At 70.6% G+C, this 18,230-nt stretch carries 17 protein-coding genes; 11 read left to right on the top strand and 6 right to left on the bottom strand.

Going from position 1 to position 18,230, the window contains the following annotated elements; genetic code table 11:
• The first annotated feature begins 45 nt into the window (after positions 1–45).
• Positions 46–942 carry an LLM class F420-dependent oxidoreductase gene (locus I6A60_RS04880; protein WP_203012192.1) on the top strand — a complete coding sequence of 299 codons (897 nt, stop codon included), beginning with the start codon at positions 46–48 and terminating at the stop codon, positions 940–942.
• A 72-nt stretch (positions 943–1,014) separates the two neighbouring features.
• Here I6A60_RS04880 and I6A60_RS04875 read toward each other — a convergent pair whose 3' ends face one another.
• Positions 1,015–2,097: a YncE family protein gene (locus tag I6A60_RS04875; protein ID WP_203012193.1), complete on the bottom strand. Its 1,083-nt coding sequence runs from the start codon at positions 2,095–2,097 to the stop codon at positions 1,015–1,017.
• A 365-nt stretch (positions 2,098–2,462) separates the two neighbouring features.
• On the opposite strand from I6A60_RS04875, the gene I6A60_RS04870 reads away from it, so the two are divergent.
• Positions 2,463–3,344, top strand: coding sequence for an endo alpha-1,4 polygalactosaminidase (locus tag I6A60_RS04870; RefSeq protein WP_203012217.1), 882 nt, complete (start codon positions 2,463–2,465; stop codon positions 3,342–3,344).
• A gap of 81 nt (positions 3,345–3,425) precedes the next feature.
• A complete protein-coding gene (locus I6A60_RS04865) occupies positions 3,426–3,899 on the top strand; it encodes an SRPBCC family protein (protein ID WP_203012194.1) in 474 nt (157 codons plus the stop codon).
• A 69-nt stretch (positions 3,900–3,968) separates the two neighbouring features.
• Here I6A60_RS04865 and I6A60_RS04860 read toward each other — a convergent pair whose 3' ends face one another.
• From I6A60_RS04860 to I6A60_RS04850, 3 genes are all read right to left on the bottom strand, one after another.
• The gene (locus I6A60_RS04860) at positions 3,969–4,592 is read right to left on the bottom strand and encodes a GNAT family N-acetyltransferase (RefSeq protein WP_238434795.1); all 624 of its coding nucleotides are present in this window, start codon (positions 4,590–4,592) and stop codon (positions 3,969–3,971) included.
• Between the two features lie 159 nt (positions 4,593–4,751).
• Positions 4,752–5,633 carry an LLM class F420-dependent oxidoreductase gene (locus I6A60_RS04855; RefSeq protein WP_203012196.1) on the bottom strand — a complete coding sequence of 294 codons (882 nt, stop codon included), beginning with the start codon at positions 5,631–5,633 and terminating at the stop codon, positions 4,752–4,754.
• Positions 5,633–6,061 (bottom strand): nuclear transport factor 2 family protein, encoded by a 429-nt coding sequence (locus tag I6A60_RS04850; protein ID WP_203012197.1) that lies wholly within the window; start codon positions 6,059–6,061, stop codon positions 5,633–5,635. Before I6A60_RS04850 ends, I6A60_RS04855 begins: the two co-directional genes overlap by 1 nt.
• Positions 6,062–6,220: 159 nt before the next feature.
• Here I6A60_RS04850 and I6A60_RS04845 point away from each other — a divergent pair, with 159 nt between their 5' ends.
• The 7 genes from I6A60_RS04845 to I6A60_RS04815 all read left to right on the top strand — a co-directional run bounded on the left by I6A60_RS04845 (position 6,221) and on the right by I6A60_RS04815 (position 13,934).
• Complete coding sequence (locus tag I6A60_RS04845; protein ID WP_203012198.1) at positions 6,221–7,291, top strand: dihydrodipicolinate reductase; 1,071 nt, start codon at positions 6,221–6,223, stop codon at positions 7,289–7,291.
• A complete protein-coding gene (locus tag I6A60_RS04840) occupies positions 7,288–7,968 on the top strand; it encodes a TetR/AcrR family transcriptional regulator (protein WP_203012199.1) in 681 nt (226 codons plus the stop codon). The genes I6A60_RS04845 and I6A60_RS04840 overlap by 4 nt, the downstream gene beginning before the upstream one ends.
• Positions 7,969–8,123: 155 nt before the next feature.
• Positions 8,124–8,981, top strand: coding sequence for an SDR family oxidoreductase (locus I6A60_RS04835; protein ID WP_203012200.1), 858 nt, complete (start codon positions 8,124–8,126; stop codon positions 8,979–8,981).
• A gap of 30 nt (positions 8,982–9,011) precedes the next feature.
• Positions 9,012–10,043 (top strand): dihydrodipicolinate reductase, encoded by a 1,032-nt coding sequence (locus I6A60_RS43355; RefSeq protein WP_203012201.1) that lies wholly within the window; start codon positions 9,012–9,014, stop codon positions 10,041–10,043.
• 85 nt (positions 10,044–10,128) lie between these two features.
• Positions 10,129–10,884, top strand: a complete 756-nt coding sequence (locus I6A60_RS04825) for a glucose 1-dehydrogenase (protein ID WP_203012202.1) — start codon at positions 10,129–10,131, stop codon at positions 10,882–10,884.
• 48 nt (positions 10,885–10,932) lie between these two features.
• Positions 10,933–12,867 carry an NAD(P)/FAD-dependent oxidoreductase gene (locus I6A60_RS04820; protein ID WP_307873534.1) on the top strand — a complete coding sequence of 645 codons (1,935 nt, stop codon included), beginning with the start codon at positions 10,933–10,935 and terminating at the stop codon, positions 12,865–12,867.
• Positions 12,868–12,923: 56 nt separating this feature from the next.
• Positions 12,924–13,934, top strand: coding sequence for an alpha/beta hydrolase fold domain-containing protein (locus I6A60_RS04815; protein ID WP_203012203.1), 1,011 nt, complete (start codon positions 12,924–12,926; stop codon positions 13,932–13,934).
• A 673-nt stretch (positions 13,935–14,607) separates the two neighbouring features.
• Here the strand turns inward: I6A60_RS04815 and I6A60_RS04810 are convergent.
• The gene (locus I6A60_RS04810; RefSeq protein WP_203012204.1) at positions 14,608–16,824 is read right to left on the bottom strand and encodes a TIR domain-containing protein; all 2,217 of its coding nucleotides are present in this window, start codon (positions 16,822–16,824) and stop codon (positions 14,608–14,610) included.
• 205 nt (positions 16,825–17,029) lie between these two features.
• Between I6A60_RS04810 and I6A60_RS04805 the strand changes: the two genes are divergently transcribed.
• Entirely contained in the window at positions 17,030–17,503 is a 474-nt protein-coding gene (locus tag I6A60_RS04805; RefSeq protein WP_203012205.1) for a DUF4362 domain-containing protein, read from the top strand.
• Between the two features lie 99 nt (positions 17,504–17,602).
• Here the strand turns inward: I6A60_RS04805 and I6A60_RS04800 are convergent, their stop codons facing one another.
• Positions 17,603–18,034, bottom strand: coding sequence for a GNAT family N-acetyltransferase (locus tag I6A60_RS04800; RefSeq protein ID WP_203012206.1), 432 nt, complete (start codon positions 18,032–18,034; stop codon positions 17,603–17,605).
• Positions 18,035–18,230 lie beyond the last annotated feature (196 nt).

The raw sequence follows: 18,230 nt of genomic DNA, 5'->3' as shown, positions 1-18,230 counted from the left end.
CGCTGGCGGTCAGCCGAATCCGAGCAAATGGCAAAGGAGCGCCCCGTGACGCTGGACCTCGGCCGGATCGGTATCTGGAGCTCGTCCTTCGGCTGGACCGATGGATCCGGCACGCTGGTCGACGGCGCGCGGGAGGCGGTGGCCGAGCTGGACTCGCTCGGTTTCGGCGCGCTGTGGCTCGGGTCCGCTGACCCGGGGCTGGGGCTTGCCGAGCGCCTGCTCGCCGCGACCGGTCGGATCGTGGTCGCCACCGGCATCGTCAACGTGTGGATGGTCGAGGCCGAGGACCTCGCGGCCCGGTATCACCGCCTGGACGACGCCCATCCGGGCCGTTTCCTGCTCGGGCTCGGCGCGAGTCACGGACCGGTTGTGCAGGCGCTGGGCCGGACCTACTCCCGGCCGCTGGGGTTCCTCGCCGACTACCTCGACGCGCTCGACGCCGCGCCGCGACCGGTGCCCGCCGACCGCCGGGTGCTGGCCGCGCTCCGGCCGAAGGCACTCCGGCTGGCCGGGCAACGATCGGCGGGGGCGCACCCGTACCTCACCACCCCCGACCACACGCGTTCCGCCCGCGAGATCCTGGGTGCCGGGCCGTTGCTGGCGCCGGAGCAGAAGGTGGTCCTCACCGCGGACCCGGCCGAGGCCAGAGTGCTGGCGCGCGCGACCGTGGCCTACTATCTGCGGCTTCCGAACTATGTGAACAACCTGCTCGCCCTCGGCTTCACCGAGTCCGACGTGTCCGGCGACGGCAGCGACCGGCTCGTCGACGCACTCGTCGCACGCGGCCGCGCCGACCAGGTCGCCAAGCGGGTGAGAGAGCATCTCGACGCGGGTGCGGACCACGTCGTCGTCCAGGTCCTCGTGTCCGGAGCGAGCGCCGCCACGCGCACCGGTCGGCTCACCCGCGACGAGTGGCGCGAACTCGCCGGCGCACTGCTCTAGAGGACGATCCGGGATGGCGATCCCGTGGAAGCACATCGCCGACTGCCTCCCGATCGACGTCCCCTGAGGGCCTCAGCTCTGGATCGCCAGCGCGATGGGCCCGGCGCCGACGGGGACGGTGGCGACGGTCGCCCCGGTCTCGGGGTCGAACACCCTCATCACGTTCGGATTGCTGGTCAGGACGTAGAGACGCGGGCTGGCGAGACCTTCGGAGATCGCGACAGCCGTCGCCGAAGGGCTGTCGAGTCTGCGCACCACGTTGTTGGTGTCGGCGTCGATGACCGCGACGGCGTCCTGGTAGAAGGTGACGGTGGGAAAGACGGTCTGCTGGAGGGCGGGGCCGGCGACATAAACCCGCGGGTGGAACGCGTCGGTGTCGATGGCCAGGCTCCTGGGGAGGGCGTGGGTACCGAGGTTGACGGTGGTGATGCCCAGTTTTGCGTCGAGGACCGTCAGCGTTGTCTCGCCGGAGTTGGCGACGTACACCCGCGGGCTGGACAGATCGTCGCTCGCGGCCACGCCATCTGGAAAAAGGCCGACCGGGATCGCTCCGGCGACGGTGTTGTGGGTGAGGTCGATGACCGAGAGGGTGCCCTCCTCGTAGTTGGTGACGTAGGCGACGTGGTAGGTCCTGGCGTCCAGGATGGCGATGTCCATCGAGGTCGCTCCGAGCGGGATGGTGCCGACGACGGAGTTCGTCGTCGTGTCGATCACGGTCACGTAGGGCGCCGCGTAGTTGGTGACGTAGGCGCGCCTGAGGTCGTTGGAGATCGCCACCCCGGTGGGCTGACCGCCGACCGGAATGGTCCCGACGATCACATCGCGCGTCGTGTCGATGACCGTCACGGTGCCCGCGGAGCTGGTGACATAGGCCCGGGGCGTGGGAGAGCTGGTGGTGGCGATGTCGTACGGCTCGGCGACGGGAATGGTGGCGACCACCGTGTTGCTGCCGGCGTCCACCACAGAGACCGAGTTCCCCGAGTTGTTGGCCACGTAGATCTTGGGATCCCCCAGGGCCTCCGCCTGGCCGGGCACGGCGAGGACCGCGAAAACCAGCGCGACGGCCGGAACGGCCCGGAGCGCGCGCGCCCATGTCTTCCGCCGCCCGTCCTTCTCGTGGAGAAACGGCGATGAATTTCCCAGGTCCGAGGGCATCGGGCCTCCGATTCAGAAGCGACCTTCACGGATCGCGGCGCCGCCGAAACTCGGCAGACCCTGATCGACGGTGATCGACTGCGATCCTAGTCCGGAGGGGCCCGAATGGTCCGTTGACCCGTTTTGCGCCGTGCTGGTCGGCGTGTTCGTGAAAAATACATAACGATGCCTGAATGGTGCAGGATTATTTCCTCGGTGACCTCCTCGGCGAGGGAGAAGTCGCCCAGTCCTGGCGACCTGAGTTTGATGTGGAGGCTCCGGATGAGGCTACGGTTGGCGGGGTTCGCCGGGCGGCCGGTCGGGACGTGATCGGCTGCGTCGCTCGCCGCAGGGTGCACCGGGCTGGCGCGGTGGCGCTGGCGACTGTGTGTCTCTGCGTCTCGGCCGGCGGCTGTTCTGCTGGTGACCCTCGTCCAGATCGTGAAGCCACGGCCGGCGTCCACGTCTCGTCGGCGGCCGCGAGTTCCGCCGGTCCGCCGCCAGCTGTCCCGGCACCGTCTCCCGGCCCTGTCGGCGACCAGCGGGCCCGTGTCGTGTTGCCCCCGGTTGGTGCGCCTTTCGACTATCAGCTCGGGGGTCCTTACACCCCGTTGGGCGGGGTGCGGGTGGTGTCACGGGACCGAACAGCCGCGCCGGTCGCGGGCCTTTACAACATTTGTTACGTCAATGCGTTCCAGGCGCAACCTGACGCGCTGGAGTGGTGGCAGGCTCATCATCCTGAGCTTCTCCTGCGCCGCGGTGATCACGGTCTGGTTGCCGACCGGGACTGGGGGGAGGCTCTTCTGGACACGTCCACGGCTGCCAGACGCGCCGCCTTGTTGGCTGTGGTCGCCGTCTGGGTCGACGGCTGTGCCGCCTCCGGTTTCCAGGCCGTCGAGCCTGACAACCTCGACTCCTTCGAACGTGCCGAGGGCCTCCTCACCGAGGCGGACAACGCCGCGTTCGCCGAACTGGTCGCCCGGCGGGCGCACGCTGACGGTCTGGCTGTCGGCCAGAAGAACACGGCCGAACTTCTCGGCCAGCGTACGGCTGTCGGTTTCGACTTCGCCGTGACTGAGGAATGCGGTACTTACGGCGAATGCGCGGACTTCGCCGCCGCGTACGACGATCGTGTCTACGACGTCGAGTACAGCGACAGGGGGCTCGCGAAGGCGTGCGTCGGCTGGATGAAAACGATTTCGATCGTGAGGCGCGACCGAGACGTCGTCCCCGCGGGGAGCGACGGCTACACGTATCGGACCTGCTGATCCTTCAGGGCCGCGGGCTGTCGAAGTACTTCGGCCCGGCGAGCGATTCCTGGGCGTGGACGGTTCGCCTACAGTTGATCCATGGCGGACGCGGTGGTGACGACGGTCTCGGTCGGGAAGCGCAAAGTGGCACGGCAGGCGGTGGTGTCGGCGCCCGCCGTCCTGATCTTCGATCTGGTCGCCGACCCGCGGCGCCACCCGGAGCTCGATGGTTCGGGAACCGTGCGGGACTCGCGGGTCAGTGGTCCGGACCGTCTCAGCGAAGGGGCTCGCTTCAGCGTGGGGATGAAGCAGTTCGGCTTTCCCTACCGGATCACGTCGACCGTGACGGAGTTCGACGAGGGCCGTGTGATCGAGTGGCGCCACCCCCTCGGCCACCGCTGGCGGTGGGAACTCGAGGAGGTCGGCGCGGGCGCGACCCGGGTGACCGAGACGTTCGACTACACCCGCGCGCGCGGCGCGAGATCCCTCGAGCTCTTTGGTTACCCGGCGAGAAACGGCGACGGGATCTCGGCCACGCTCAGCGCGCTGGCGAATCGGTTCAGCCCGGCCTAGGCCACGAGGGCGCGGTCCGGAAGGCCGCGCCGATGGGCGGGGCGGTGGTCGCCCGCGCGGCGGCGCCGTTCAGGACGAGGGATGGGCGTCTTCGGCCGGGTGGCAGGTAAGGGTGAGGATGCCGCCACCCCGGCGGGTGGGGCCGTGCGGGAAGACGGAGCGGAAGAGCGCCGCGGCGGCCGTGTTCTCGGGGAGGATCTCGGCGGTCAGCCGCGTCAGGCCGAGCTCGACGGCCCGGTCGCCGAGCGCGGTCAGCAACTGGCGGCCGATGCCCTGGCGGTGCATCGCGTCAACGACGGCGATGGCGATGTCCGCGTCGTCGGGGCCGGTGCGGGCGAGACGGACGATGCCGACCGGGCGAGGGCCGTCCGGGGTGCAGACAAGGGCGACGAGCGCCAGCCGGTCGTGGCCGTCGACGTCGAGCAGCGCCGCGCGGAACCGGTCGGAGAGCCGGTGCAAGGGCGAGTGGAAGCGCAGGTAGCGGCTGCGCTCGGACAGGCCGGCGAACACCTCGCCGAGGATCGACCCGTCGTCGGGCCTCAGCTCGCGGATCACCGGGGCGGCCCGCCGGATGGCGCGGCGCGAGCACGGGGAAACGGCTCGCCGGCCGTCGCCACGCTGCCGTGGCAGCCCACCGGTACGGGCGCCGGCCTGTGCCTGGGCACGAACGGGCGGAGGTGTGGAAACCGTCATGTAACAAGTGCAGGTCGGGGTGGGCGAAGAGTCCCGCTGCAGTCGGCTCCTGGACGCCAGGTCGTCCGGTCGCGCTCCCGACATCGAGCCCGTTGCGAAGCTCCTCGGCCCGCTACAGGAAGCCGGGCAGGCTCCCCCTAATCGCAGGTCCAGGCCGAACTACCACTCCTGGCAGACGCGCGCGTAGAGGTCGAGGTGGTCGTCCGGCCAGCTGAGCCCGGCCTCGAGCGTGTTGAGGGCGACATGGGTGGCACCGAGCTCGATCCAGCGCTCGACCCGGCCGGTCACCTCGTTGAGGCTGCTCGCCGTCAGTCGGACCTGGCCCTGCAGGCCGAGCGCGTCAGGGTCCCGCCCGGCGCCTTCGGCCGCGGCGCGGACCTTCGCCCAGGCGGCCGCCACCCGGCTCCCTCCGCCCAGGGTCGGGTGCGGGATCCAGCCGTCGGCGAGCCGTCCCACCCGGTCAAGCGCCACGTCGGCGTCGCCGCAGCCGATCCACAGCGGGATCGGCCGCTGGACGGGCAGCGGCGCGATACCTGCCCGGTCCACGGTGTCGAACCGGCCTCCGTGGTCGACGACCTGCCGGGTCCACAGCAGGCGCAGCAGGTGGATCTGTTCCTCGAGACGGGCCGCACGGGAACGGAACGGGACGCCCAACCCGTCGTACTCGACCTCGTTCCAGCCGATGCCGATGCCGAGCCGCAGCCGGCCGCCCAGCAGGACGTCGACGGTCGCCGCCTGCTTCGCGACGAGCGCCGTCTGGCGCTGCGGCAGGATGAGCACACCGGAGACGAGCTCCAGGCCGCTGGTGGCGCCGAGGTACGCGAACAGTGTCAGCGGTTCGAGGAACGGCGTGGTGTGGTCGTAGTGGCCGGCCCAGTCCGGGCGGCTCGCCGAGTCGGCGCCGAGCACATGGTCGTAGGCGATCAGATGGTCGAACCCGAGGCGCTCGACGTGCTCGGTGAACAGCCGCACGGCCCGCGGGTCGCTCGGCCTGATCTCCGCCTGCGGGAGCACGGCGCCCAGCCGGACGGCGGGGCGCATCAGCCCGCCGCGCTTTCCGCGGGCGCGGACGTCGTCAGCCAGGCCGGCCGGAAGCGCCGCTGCCGGATCCTCCAGCGGTCCTCGACGCGGATGAGCTCGTCGTCGTAGCGGCCGAAGACGGAGGTGGCCCGTTCCCGCCCCGCCTCCACCAGGACCGCGTGCAGGTAGCACGAGGCGGTGGCGGTCGACTCCCGCACCTGCGCCTGATGGGTGGTGATCTGGTGCAGCGTCCGGCCGAGGGGGGTGTGGAAGTCCACGGCCCAGTCCAGGAACTCCGCCAGGGTCCCGATCTGGAGGGACATCCCGAAGCTGATGGTCGCGTCGGCGGTGAAGCAGTCGCGCAGCGCGGGCCACTGCCGCCGGTCGATCGCGACCGCGTAGGCGTTCTGCACCGCCGTGATCGCGATGATGTCCACGGCTTCCGTCATGCCGCTCCCTCTGCGCACCCTCGATGTCGAGGTCGACCTCAACATACGCGGGACAGGATGCCAAGCGCCGCCGTCGTGCGGCGACCGCTGGACAGCGAAACCATAAAGCTGTTTATGATGCCCGCGCAGAGGTTCCTGGGCGCACCTTCTGGAGCGGGCATGTCACTGCGGGTCATTCAGTTCGCCACCGGGAACGTCGGGCGTCACGCCCTACGCTCGATCATCAACCGGCCTGGTCTGGAACTGGTGGGGGTGCACGCCAGCAGTCCCGGGAAGGTGGGGCGGGACGCGGCCGAGCTCTGCGGCCTCGAGACCCCGACCGGCATCGTGGCGACGAACGACCTCGAGGCGCTGCTGGCGCTGAAGGCCGACTGCGTCGTCTACACGTCGCAGGCGGAGACGCGTCCGCAGGCCGCCCTGGCGGAGATCACGGCCTTCCTCGCCGCAGGCACCAATGTCGTGGCGACGTCTCTGGTCTGGCTCGTCTATCCACCCCACGCCGAGGCCTGGCTGCGCGAGCCGATCGAGGCGGCCTGCGCGGCTGGGGGCAGCACCATGTACGTGAACGGCATCGACCCCGGCTTCTCCGGTGACCTCCTGCCCCTCGCGGCGCTGAGCCTGACCGAGCGGGCCGACGAGATCCTGGTGCAGGAGATCTTCGACTACGGCTCGTACGAGGACGCCGAGTTCACCGGCGCGAGCTTCGGGTTCGGCGCCCCGCCGGACGTCGTGCCCACCCTGTTCCTGCCCGGCGTGCTCGCGTCGATCTGGGGCGGTCCCGTCCGGCTGTTGGCCGACCAGCTCGGGGTGCGGGTCGAGGAGCTCCGCGAGCGTCACGAGACCTGGACCGCCACCCAGACCATCACCTGCGCGATGATGACCGTCGAGCCAGGCCAGGTCGCGGCGGCCCGTTTTGCCGTCGAGGGCATCGTGGGCGGTCGCCCCGCGATCGTCATGGAGCACGTGAACCGGCTGACCTCCGAGGCCGCGCCCGAGTGGCCGTTTCCGCCGGAGGGGCGGCCTGGCGTGCACCGGGTTGTGATCAAGGGTGTGCCGGGTGTCGAGATCAACACGCATGTCGGCGGCGGGTCCATCGATCACAACGAGGCGGGGGTCGTCGCGACCGCGGCCAAGGCCGTGAACGCGATCCCCGCGGTGTGCGCGGCGCCTCCGGGGCTCACGCATCTGTCCGAGCTTCCGGTCGCGCAGGCGTACGGACTCATGTCGTGACGCCGCGTACGCGTCGCGTCGGGCCGATCCCGCCGACCCGGCCCGCGAGCGGGGCGCAGGAACGCGGCGAGCGGACGCGGGCTCTGATCATGGACGAGACCGTGCGCTGCGTGGTCGAGGAAGGCTTCGCCGCCGCCAGTGGCCAGCACATCGCCGAGCGGGCCGGCGTCACCTGGGGTGTGATCCAGTACCACTTCGGTGACCGTAACGGTCTGCTGACCGCGGTCGTCGAGGCGAGCTTCGCCGAGCTGCGCCAGCGGATGGCCGCCGTCGGGGTGCCGGCGGGCTCCACGCGCGAGCAGGTCAGCGCGCTCGTCGAGGCCGCCTGGGCCATGTTCTGCACACCGTCGTCGCGAGCGAGCCTGGAGATCGCCGTCGCGACGCGCAGCCAGCGTGACGCGCAGACGAGCGCGCATTTCGCCCTGATCGCGGCCGAGCTGGCCCGCCTCGGCGAGGACCTGATCGCCGAACGGCAGCACCGCGGTGACGCCCGGGCCGTCGGCCACCTGCTCTGGGCGACGCTGCGCGGGCTCGTCTTCGGCCAGCTGGCCACGCGCGAGCCGCTCGACACCTCCCGCGAGCGCGCCGCGCTGGTCGACCTGCTCGTCGCGCACCTGGAGCCCGCTGCCACGGGCACGGCCCGTGCGGACGCTCAGCTGAAAGGAGCTGCCTCGTGACGCAGCCGCCTCGAGATCCTCGTGCAGAACGGCCATCACGAAGGCGGCCAGCGTAGCCGTCCACCGTCGTGCGGTCCTGACCCCACTGCTGCTACTCCCGGACCGCAAGCCCCCTGCGCGCCGTTCGCCGGCGCCGACGGACCAGTAGGAGAGACATGTTCAAGGACAAGTACGGGCCCTGGGCCTTCATCGCCGGCGCGTCGATGGGTATCGGCCGGGCGCTGTCGCTGGAGGCGGCGGCACGTGGGCTGAACGTCGTGATGAACGCCCGCGGCGCCGAGACGCTCGCCGCGACCGCCGCCGAGGTGCGCGCGACGCACGACGTCGAGGTACGCGAGTTAGCCGCGGACCTGACCGATCCGGAGATCGGCGAGATCGTGGCCGCCGCGACGGACGACCTGGAGATCGGGTTGTTCGTCTACAACGCGGCGGTGGCGCCGATCGGGCTGTTCCTCACCCACCCGCTGGAGCTGCAGCTGCGGTCGGTGCAGGCGAACTGCGCGACGCCGCTGATCCTGCTCAACCTGTTCGCGCCCAGGATGGTCGCGCGCGGCCGGGGCGGGATCTCGCTGGTCAGCTCGACCGGTGGCACCCAGGGCGCCGTCACCAGCGCCACCTACAACGCGGGCAAGGCCTTCGAGTGGATCCTCGCCGAGTCGCTGTGGGGCGAGCTCGGCGACCAGGGCGTGGACGTCACCGCGATGCTCGTCGGCGCGACCGCGTCGCCGAACTTCAACGCCTTCAAGGACACCCTCGATCCGGCCCTGTGCGACAAGGCCGACTCCGAGGACCTGCTCGACCGGATGCGCAACGGCCTGGTGAACCCGACCGAGCCCGAACAGGTCGCGATCGCGCTCTACGACGGGCTGCCGAACGGCCCGGTGACCTGGTCCAAGCCCCTCGACGAGTGGATCACGACGAGGTCGCTGGCGATGCCGCGCGGCGAGGTGACGCTGACCTGGCGGGCGCTCATGGAGACCTCGACCCGGCCGCCCGAGCGGCAGGCCCGGTAGGAACGCCCGGACGCGGAAGAGGGAGTCGCTGTGAGCAGGCTACGCGTCGTCCAGTGGACGACCGGAAAGACGGGCACCGCCGCCGTGCGCGGGCTCGTCGGACATCCCGCGCTGGAGCTCGTCGGCTGTTACGCCCACTCGCCGGACAAGGTCGGCCGCGACGTCGGCGAGCTCGCCGGGATCGCGCCGATCGGGATCACCGCGACCGACGACGTGGACGCGCTGCTGGCGCTGAAGCCGGACTGCGTCGCCTACATGGCCTTCCGGCCGGACTTCGACCAGCTCGACCGGATCCTCTCGGCCGGCGTGAACATCGTGTCCACGATGTACATGCTGGCGGGCGCGGGCTACGGCGAGGACGTCAGGGACCGGCTCGCGGCGGCCTGCGAGCGCGGCGGATCCTCGCTCTACACGACCGGCGTCTACCCGGGCCACATGGGCATGACCGTGCTCGCGGCGAGCGCGATGTGCACCCGGATCGACCGAATCTCGATCCTCGAGTCGCTCGACATGAGCGGCTACGCCAACGAGCGGATGTTCCGGGCCATGAGCATCGGCCTGCTGCCCGATGACCCGGCCGCGCCCGGGATGATCGAGGTCAACTGCGGGTCGTTCAAGGAGCAGATCCGCGTCCTCGCGCACGCGCTCGCGGTCGACCTCGACGAGGTCCGGTTCACCGCCGAGTTCGCCGCCGCCACGCAGGACGTCGACTTCGGCTTCATGCAGCTGAAGAAGGGCGAGATCTCCGGCTTCAAGGGCGTCATCGCCGGGATCTCCGCTGGCCGGTCGCTGATCGAGTGCCGGTTCGTCTGGAAGGTCGGCGACCAGATGACGCCCAACTGGCCCGTCGAGAACGGCTACGTTCTCGAGATCGAGGGCGACCCGGGCGTCCAGGTACGCCTCGCGCCGATCGGCAGCGCGCACTTCGCGTCGGCCGGCCCGACCGCGATGCCCGCCATCAACGCGATTCCCCACGTAGTCGCGGCCAGACCCGGCATCGTCAACCACACCGACCTGCCGTTCGTCACCGGCCGCCACCTGCTGAACCGCCGCGACGCGTGACAGCGAGGGCGCATACTTTATCCAGTATCTAGTATCCGCGAGGTGGGACCTGTGGTCCCGAGGATGCGCCCGGAGCGGAGACACGGTGGACAGGACTGAGGGCCGGCTGGCCGGCAAGGTGGCGATCATTACCGGGGCGGCGCGCGGCATGGGCGCGGCGCACGGGCGGCGCTTCGTCGAGGAGGGCGCCCGGGTGGTGCTCACCGACGTGCTGGTCGACCAGGTGACGCAGGGTGCGAAGGAGCTCGGTGGCGCGGCGCGCGCTCGCCGGCACGACGTCGCCGACCGGGACTCGTGGGACGACGTCCTGGCTTTCACCCTCGCCGAGTTCGGCCGGCTCGACGTCCTGGTGAACAACGCGGCGATCCATCACCTGGCGACGGTGGAAGACGAGACGGACGACTGGTTCGACCGGATCATCGCCGTGAACCTGCGCGGGGTCTTCCTCGGGATGCGCGCTGTCGTCGAGCCGATGCGGGCGAGCGGCGGCGGGTCGATCGTCAACGTGTCCTCCACCGGCGGGCTGCGGCCGTACTGGGCGCACGGCTCCTATGCGGCCTCGAAGTTCGGTGTGACAGGGCTGACGCAGGTGGCAGCGCTGGAACTCGGCCGGTACGGCATCCGGGTGAACTCGGTGCACCCCGGGCCGATCGCGACCGACATGCTGCCCGTGCCCGAGAACACCGACCGGTTCGCGACCCTGCCCGCGGGCCGTGTCGGCCGGCCGGACGAGGTGTCCGAGGCGGTGCTGTTCCTGGCCTCGGACGCCGCCACGTTTGTCACCGGGGCGCAGCTGAAGGTCGACGGTGGGGAGACCGCCGGCCGCGTGCCGGTCGGCTGACCGGCATCGTCGCCCGAGGCCCACGTCACGCCAGGAGGTGAGTCAACAGTGACCATCGACCCACTCGCCCCGCAGCCGCTGACCGACGACGCGGAGGCGATCACGGCCGCGCTGGCCGACGTCAGCGTCCCAGCGCTGATGTGCGCGCTGGTGCACCTGACCGGCGATCCCGCCTGGATCCGCGGCGAGATCCGGCCGCGCCGGCCGAACAATCTGGACATCCAGAGCGGCCTATCCGCCGAGCAGCAGGCCGAGATCCGCGCCCGCGCCGTGCCGGCCATCGTCGCCTACCGCGACGCCGGCTGTGTGCCGGCGCACCTTTCGCCCGAGCTGCAGCGTGAGTTGCTGGCCTTCGCCGCCGCGGAGCCGGTCGAGGGCGACCTCGCCGGCCTGCTGCTCGACGACCTGCGGCTCGACGGCCACGACCGCGGCGCCGTCACCTGGGGGGACGAGATCCCCGCCGAGGTGAGGAACGCGTCGCCAGTGGTCGTCGTCGGTGGTGGCATGGCCGGCATCCTCGCCGGGATCCGGCTGCGTCAGGCCGGGCTGCCCTTCACGATCCTCGAGAAGAACGCCGGCCCGGGCGGCACCTGGTGGGAGAACACGTATCCCGGCGCCCGTGTCGACGTCGCCAGCCACCAGTACTGCTATTCGTTCGAGCCGACGCCCTGGAGCGAGTACTACTGCCAGCAGCCCGAGCTCGCGGCGTACTTTCGCGCCGTCGTCGACACGTACGAGCTGTGGCCGCACTTCCGGTTCGACACCCGCGTCGACCGGCTTGCCTGGGACGAGCCGAACGCGCGCTGGAGCATCGACGTCACCGGCCCGGACGGCGCCGCGGAGACGCTGACGGCGCGCTTCGTCATTTCGGCCGTCGGCTCGCTGAACATCCCGCGGCTGCCCGACCTGCCCGGGATGGACAGCTTCACCGGGCCGTCGTTCCACTCCAGCCGCTGGCCGGCGAACCTTGACGTCCGAGGCACCCGGTTCGCCCTGATCGGCGCGGGGGCCAGCGGCTTCCAGATCGGCCCGGCTGTCGCCGCAGACGTCGAACAGCTGGCGATCTTCCAACGGACCGCCCAGTGGGTCATCCCGAACATGCTGTACCACCAGCCCGCGCCGGCGGGGGAGCGCTGGGCCTTACGCCACCTGCCCGGTTACGGCCGTTGGTTCAGGTTCCTCATGTCGTATTCCGGCATCGCTTCCGGCGTGGAGCCGTACCGCGTCGACCCCGGCCATGACGACCCGACGTCCCGGTCGGTGAACGCGGGCAACGCCCAGCGCGCCGAGGCGCTGCTCGGCTGGATGACCTCGGTGATCGGCGACCGCGCCGACCTGTTACCGAAGATCACCCCCGACTACCCAGCGATCGGCAAACGGGTGCTGCAGGACGACGGAACCTGGCTGCGGACGTTGCGGCGCCCGAACGTCGACCTGGTGCGCACGGGCATCCGCCGCATCCACCCCGACGGCGTCGAGACCACCGACGGCGTCTTCCACCCGGCCGACGTCATCTGCTACGCGACCGGCTTCCGGCACAACGACTTCCTCGCGTCGATGGAGGTCGTCGGGCGCGCGGGGGTGTCGTTGCGGGAGCGGTGGGGCGACGAGCCGACCGCCTACCTCGGCATCACCATCCCGGATTTCCCGAACCTGTTCTGCGCCTACGGGCCGGGGACGAACCTGGCCGCGGGCGCGAGCCTGTTCTTTCACGCCGAGTTCCAGATCAACTATGCACTCGATGCCCTCCGGCAGACCTTGGCCGCCGGTGCCACGACCTGCGAGGTCCGGGCGCAGGCGCACAAGGAGTACGTCGACCGCTACGAAGCCGAGATCGCCCAGCTCGTCTGGTCGCATCCGTCGATCACCCACAGCCACTACAAGAACGCCGCAGGGAAGGTGTTCACCCTGTCGCCCTGGCCACTGGCGACCTACTGGGCCTGGACCCGTCATCTCGACCGCGACGACTACATCATCGGGTGAGCACCCCGTATCAGGCCCAGGCCGGCAGACCATCCCCGGACATGCAGGAGAGCGCCATGACCTCCGCAGGAGAACGGACCATCGACACCGAGCGGCCCGGCGCGACCGTCGGGCCGCCCGTCCCGTTCGACGCGGAGCTCGCTCCCATCCTCGAGGCCCTCGCCGGCCTCGTGCCCCAGTCGATGCGCCCCGAGGACATCGAACGTTTCCGGGCGCGGCTGGCAGCGACGGCGCTGTCGGACGAGGATCTCGCCCGCTCCGGCGTGTTCACCGTCGAGACGGTTGCGGCACCGGTCGCCCCGGGTGAGCCGGACGTGCCCCTCCTCGTGTGCAGGCCGACCGGCGTCGCCGTGCCCGCGGCCGCCGTCTACTTCATCCACGGCGGCGGCATGGTGCTCGGCAACGCCCGCACCGGGCTGCACGAAGCGCTCGACTGGGCGGCCGAGCTGGGACTCGTCGTCGTCTCGCCGGACCACCGCCTCGCGCCCGAACATCCCTACCCGGCGGCGGTCACCGACTGCTACGCCGGCCTCGTCTGGACCGCCGGGCAGCTCACCGAGCTCGGTGTCGACAGCGGCCGACTGCTGGTCAGCGGCAGCAGCGCCGGCGGCGGGCTGGCCGCCGCGCTCGCGCTCATGGCCCGCGACCGCGGCGGCCCCGCACTCACCGGGCAGCTGCTGCTCGGCCCGATGCTCGACGACCGCAACGACTCGGTGTCCGCCAGACAGATGGCCGGCCTTGGTATCTGGGACCGGACGTCGAACGCGACAGGCTGGGCAGCCCTGCTGGGTGACGCCGCCGGCGGGCCGGACGTGAGCCCCTTTGCCGCGCCCGCCCGGGCCACCGATCTTTCGGGCCTGCCGCCGGCATTCCTCGACGTCGGCTCCGCCGAGACGTTCCGTGACGAGAACGTCGCCTACGCCGCCGCGATCTGGGCGGCCGGCGGGTCGGCGGAACTGCACGTGTGGCCCGGCGCCTTCCACGGCTCTGATCTGATCGCACCGACGGCGGCCGTCTCCAGAGCCGCCCGGGCCGCCCGGGTGAACTGGTTACGCCGCCAGCTCTGAACTCGGATGGCCGGTCCTCTCCGGTGCGTCCCATGGCCATCGCGGTTCAAGGCCTCGACCCAAAGCGTCCGGCAGAGCCGCCAGGCTGGGCAGTGGGCCTGTGAGCTGCGGAAACACCAGATCAAGCCGCTGGATCTGATTCGTGCCCGACCATGACCACACCTAGAGCGACGCTCACCAGCGCCCACCACGGGTTCCCCGTCGGCCCGTCGCGGTGCCAGCCGCGCTCGCCGGCGCGGCGCGCGTCCGCTGACCGTCGGCGACGACGTCCTGCGACATGGCGGCCATCCTTTCGTCAAGCGCGCCAGCCGTCAGGAGCGCCGCAAATGGAGGGAAATCCTCCGGATAAACCTAACAGGGCGCATGGCGGATCACCACCACCTCGACAGCGCGGTTCTCGTCACCCTGAGCGCGAAGCCAGCGCCTCGGGCTCCCACCCGGTGAGGCGAATCGGCGACGGGGCCGGGCAGCTGACGCCGGCGTCCAACCCGGGCCCGCCAGGGTCAGCCCGGGCGGCGCGATCGCCGGTTGCGTGCCCTGGTGGTCGTGCAGCGGCCACGGGTCCAATCAATTGGCAACTGAAGTCGCGATCAGGCCCGCGGCTGCGCGGACGGGCTCAGGTCGAGCAGCCCTGGAGTGGCTGGGACGTGGAAAACCCGGTGGGTGCGGAGACCTACTCGGTGAGGGTGCTGATCTGCCCGGCCGGATCGACCTTCCGGACATGGTTCTCGTGTTTGTAAAGGATGGAGATGTAGAGGGTGCCGTCACCGGCAAGCGCCACCCCGGCGGGGCCGTAAAGTTCGGCTCTCGCGGCCGGGCCGTCGTCGCCGGAGAACCCCGGTTTGCCCGTACCGGCAAAGGTGCTGATCATACCGTGCTCGTCGATCTTTCTGATCCGGTTGTTGCGGTAGTCGGCAACGTAGAGGGTTCCATTGCTGGAGACCGCGACTCCGAGGGGATCGCTGAGCTTTGCGTCCACGGCCCGACCACCGTCGCCGCCGAAACCGCGCGCATCACCACCGGCCACGGTGCTGATGTTCCCCGAAGGATCAACCTTCCTGACGCGCTGGTTGCCGGGGTCCGCTATGTAGAGCGCACTATCCGGGCCGATGGCCAGGCCGGCTGGATTGTTCAGGCGCGCCTGGGTCGCAGGAAGATTATCCCCGGAGAAGCCTCCCTTACGGGAGGCGGTACCGGCCACAGTCGTGATGATCCCGTCCTTGACCTCCCTGACTACATTGTTCAGCCGATCTGAGATATAGAGCGTGCCGTCGCGGGTAACCGCGAGACCGTCGGGATCGCCCAGTTCGGCAAGAATGGCTGCCTTGCGGTCGCCGGAGAACCCATGACCACCATTGCCGGCGACGGTGGTAATTTCCCCCGCCTTGTCGATCTTCCTGACTCGGCTGTTGGTGTTGTCGATGAGGTAGACGATTCCGTCGTGGGTGACCGCCACACCGTTCGGGTAACCCAGTTGCGCCGCGGTGGCCGGGCCGTCGTCGCCGGCGAACGACGACCCACCTGTGCCCGCGAAGGCACTGACCTCGCCGGCCCCGTCGACTTTCCGAACCCTGTTGTTGTCGTTGTCTGTGAGGTACACACCGTCGGAGCCGACCGCGACGCCGGCCGGTGTCCCGGTGGCGGCTGGCCCGCCGCCCGTAAGTTCGACGGCGAGGACAGGTATCACGGTTGCCATCGTCGCGGCGACGAGTATCACGGGGATGAGGATCAGGGGCCGCCGGTAGCGACGGCGGGGCCGGATGTCGGCGGGTGTCAGTCCCGTTTCCGCGACCGGGACCTCGCCTCCGCCGGTTTCCCGGGCACGCTGGTCGCTGCCACGCCGCGCCAGGCCCTGTCCGTCGTTCACCGTGACCGCGATCCCAGCGGCATTCGGCGCCATGCCACGCGGGATGTCTCCGGCCGGGCGAGCCTCAGCATCGTCGGACGGCGGGCCTGCTATGCCAGCGGCCCTCGCCACTGCGGCGAGGACCGCGTTCCCTGGGCGGAGCTGGTAGGCCTCCCGCAGGACATTCGCCCATCCGCCGCGGACGGCGCCGCCGACGAACAGTCGGTGGACCTCCGACCAGAAAGCCTCCGCGCTGAGGACGCCCCAGCCGGGCTGGCGTCCACGTACGAGGCCTGCCCGCTCGACCAGCCTCTGGGCCTCGGCGCGATCAGAAAACTCGTCGGCAAGGGTGCTGAGGACTACCTGGTCCGACGGTGGCTCCGCCGGCGCCTGGGCCGTCGCACCACCTGGATCGGCTCCCGCCGCCCCGGCCGGTCCCGCGGTCATCGCCTCATCGGGCGCACCCGGCTCGGCGAGCGTTCGCGGGCCGGCTGGCGGGTCGACGGGGGGCGGCTGGCCGGGGGGAAACACGGGTTCCGAGGCTGGCGGGCTCCCGCCGGGGATGGGGAACCCGGGGGGCGTGATGGGCTTCGCGGTGCCGGCCACTGCGTGGCGGACGCGATTGAGCAGGCGGCTGCGGGCACTGTCGGGGTCGAGGCCGAAGAGGTCGATGGAGACAATCGGGGCGAGCAGACCTGGCCGGGCGCAGTCCTCGACGCGGACGGGCAGGAGCTTGCGCTCGAAGCCGCGAGGGTCGGCAGAGTGCGCTGCCTGCCATTCGCTCGCTCCGTAGACCGATGACAGGTAGGCGGTCGACAGCACAGCGATGGTGCGTCGCGCGCCCTGCATGCCGAGCTGCATCCTGTTCATGAAGTTCGTTCCCGGGACGAAGTCCCAGGCCTGGAGGAGGACCTCGTACCGGTCCTCGTCCAACTGCCAGGCGATCCACTCCGCCCACGCCTCGTCGGCCGCCGTGTAGGAAATGAAAAAATCCCAGCTCCGGGACTCGCCTGCCACGGCGTATCCGTCGCCCCCGTCGACCACGCGACCAGTCTGCCACCGTCCGCGCAGATGTGGGCCGGTCTGTCGCGCTTCGTCGCCTGCGGTGACCCACCGCTCTCCTTCCCCGCCGCGGCAGGCCCAAGAACGAGCGCAGCAGGTTCGGCCACTGCGCGGGCGTTTGCGATGCGCGGTTCACCCGTGACCAGGACGGTGGAACCGTGCGCCTGACACTCACGTCCAAGCCGCTGTGACTCGGAATCGTCGTTTCCCGCGCGTCACCGGCGGCGCGGTCGCCGTCGCCGCTTCGCTGCTGGGGTGCACCGGGTCGACGGGCAGCTCCGACCGCTTCGACCGGCCGCCCGTGGCCACGCGGTCGGTCATCGGTCTCGACTGCGGCACCGAACGACTGTCGTACGATGCCGTCCACGCCGCCGAACCACGCCGCTGCTTCGTCCAGGCCGTCGTCAGGCGGCAGGTCGCCACGTTCGTCAGCGTCTCCCCGACGACCGAGGGCGACCCGATCTCCATGACCCTCACCAGCGACCCGAGCGGCCTGATCACCGTCGTCGTTGACACCAGCCAGGACGCGTTCGGCCGTGGCGGCCCGCCGCTGACGACGTACACCTGCGCCTCGATCGACGGCGAGCCTGGCGGCAGCCAAGGTCTGCCGGACTACCTGGAAAGGCACCTCCACGGCTGCACCTCACCCACCCCTGCCTAGCCACTGACGGCGGTAGGCGCCGGTTCTCGCCGTGCGACGTCGGCTGTCTGGCCGCGCCTGGCGCACGCCGTTACAGAGACCTCGTGGCGCCGCCGTCGGCTACGGGACGTGTCGGTAGACCTGGGAGTCGCGGAGTTGGAAGCCGAGGCGCTCGTACAGCCTGTTGGCTGATTGGCGGGACGGGCGAGAGGTGAGGTCGACGGTGCGTGCTCCGGCCAGGTGAGCCAGGCGGATCGCTTCAGTGGTGAGGTCAGCGCCGATACCTTGCCCGCGACCGGCTTCGTCGACGACCACGTCCTCGATCCACGCGCGCAGACCGGTTGGGATCGGGAACATCACCAGCGTCAGCACGCCAAGGATGCGGTCATCGACGCGAGCGACGAGCAACTGGTTACCTGGCCACTCGACAAGCCTGGTGAGAGCGTCGGCGTCGAGAGGCGCGGCGTTACGGGAGAGCTGAGGCAGCAACCGGTCGAACGCCTCGACAAGTTCGGCGTTGACGGTTGTGGCGACCTCGACCTTGACGCTCATGGCGGCTGACAGTATCCGTTCAGGCTGTATGCGTGTGGTAGCCCCGGTCGTCTGTGGCGACGGGCGACGCTCCGACGCTCCCGGCGGGCTGACGGGCCCCCGCCGGGCGCGGCGCGTGCGGCGGCACGGCGCGGGGCCCCCCGCCGCCCCGGTAAACCGATTGTGTATTAGCCCCCCGGATCGCCCCACCGGGTGT

This window comes from Frankia sp. AgB1.9, from assembly GCF_016786355.1.
Taxonomy (GTDB): domain Bacteria; phylum Actinomycetota; class Actinomycetes; order Frankiales; family Frankiaceae; genus Pseudofrankia.
This window is presented reverse-complemented; position numbering and strand designations above follow the sequence as displayed.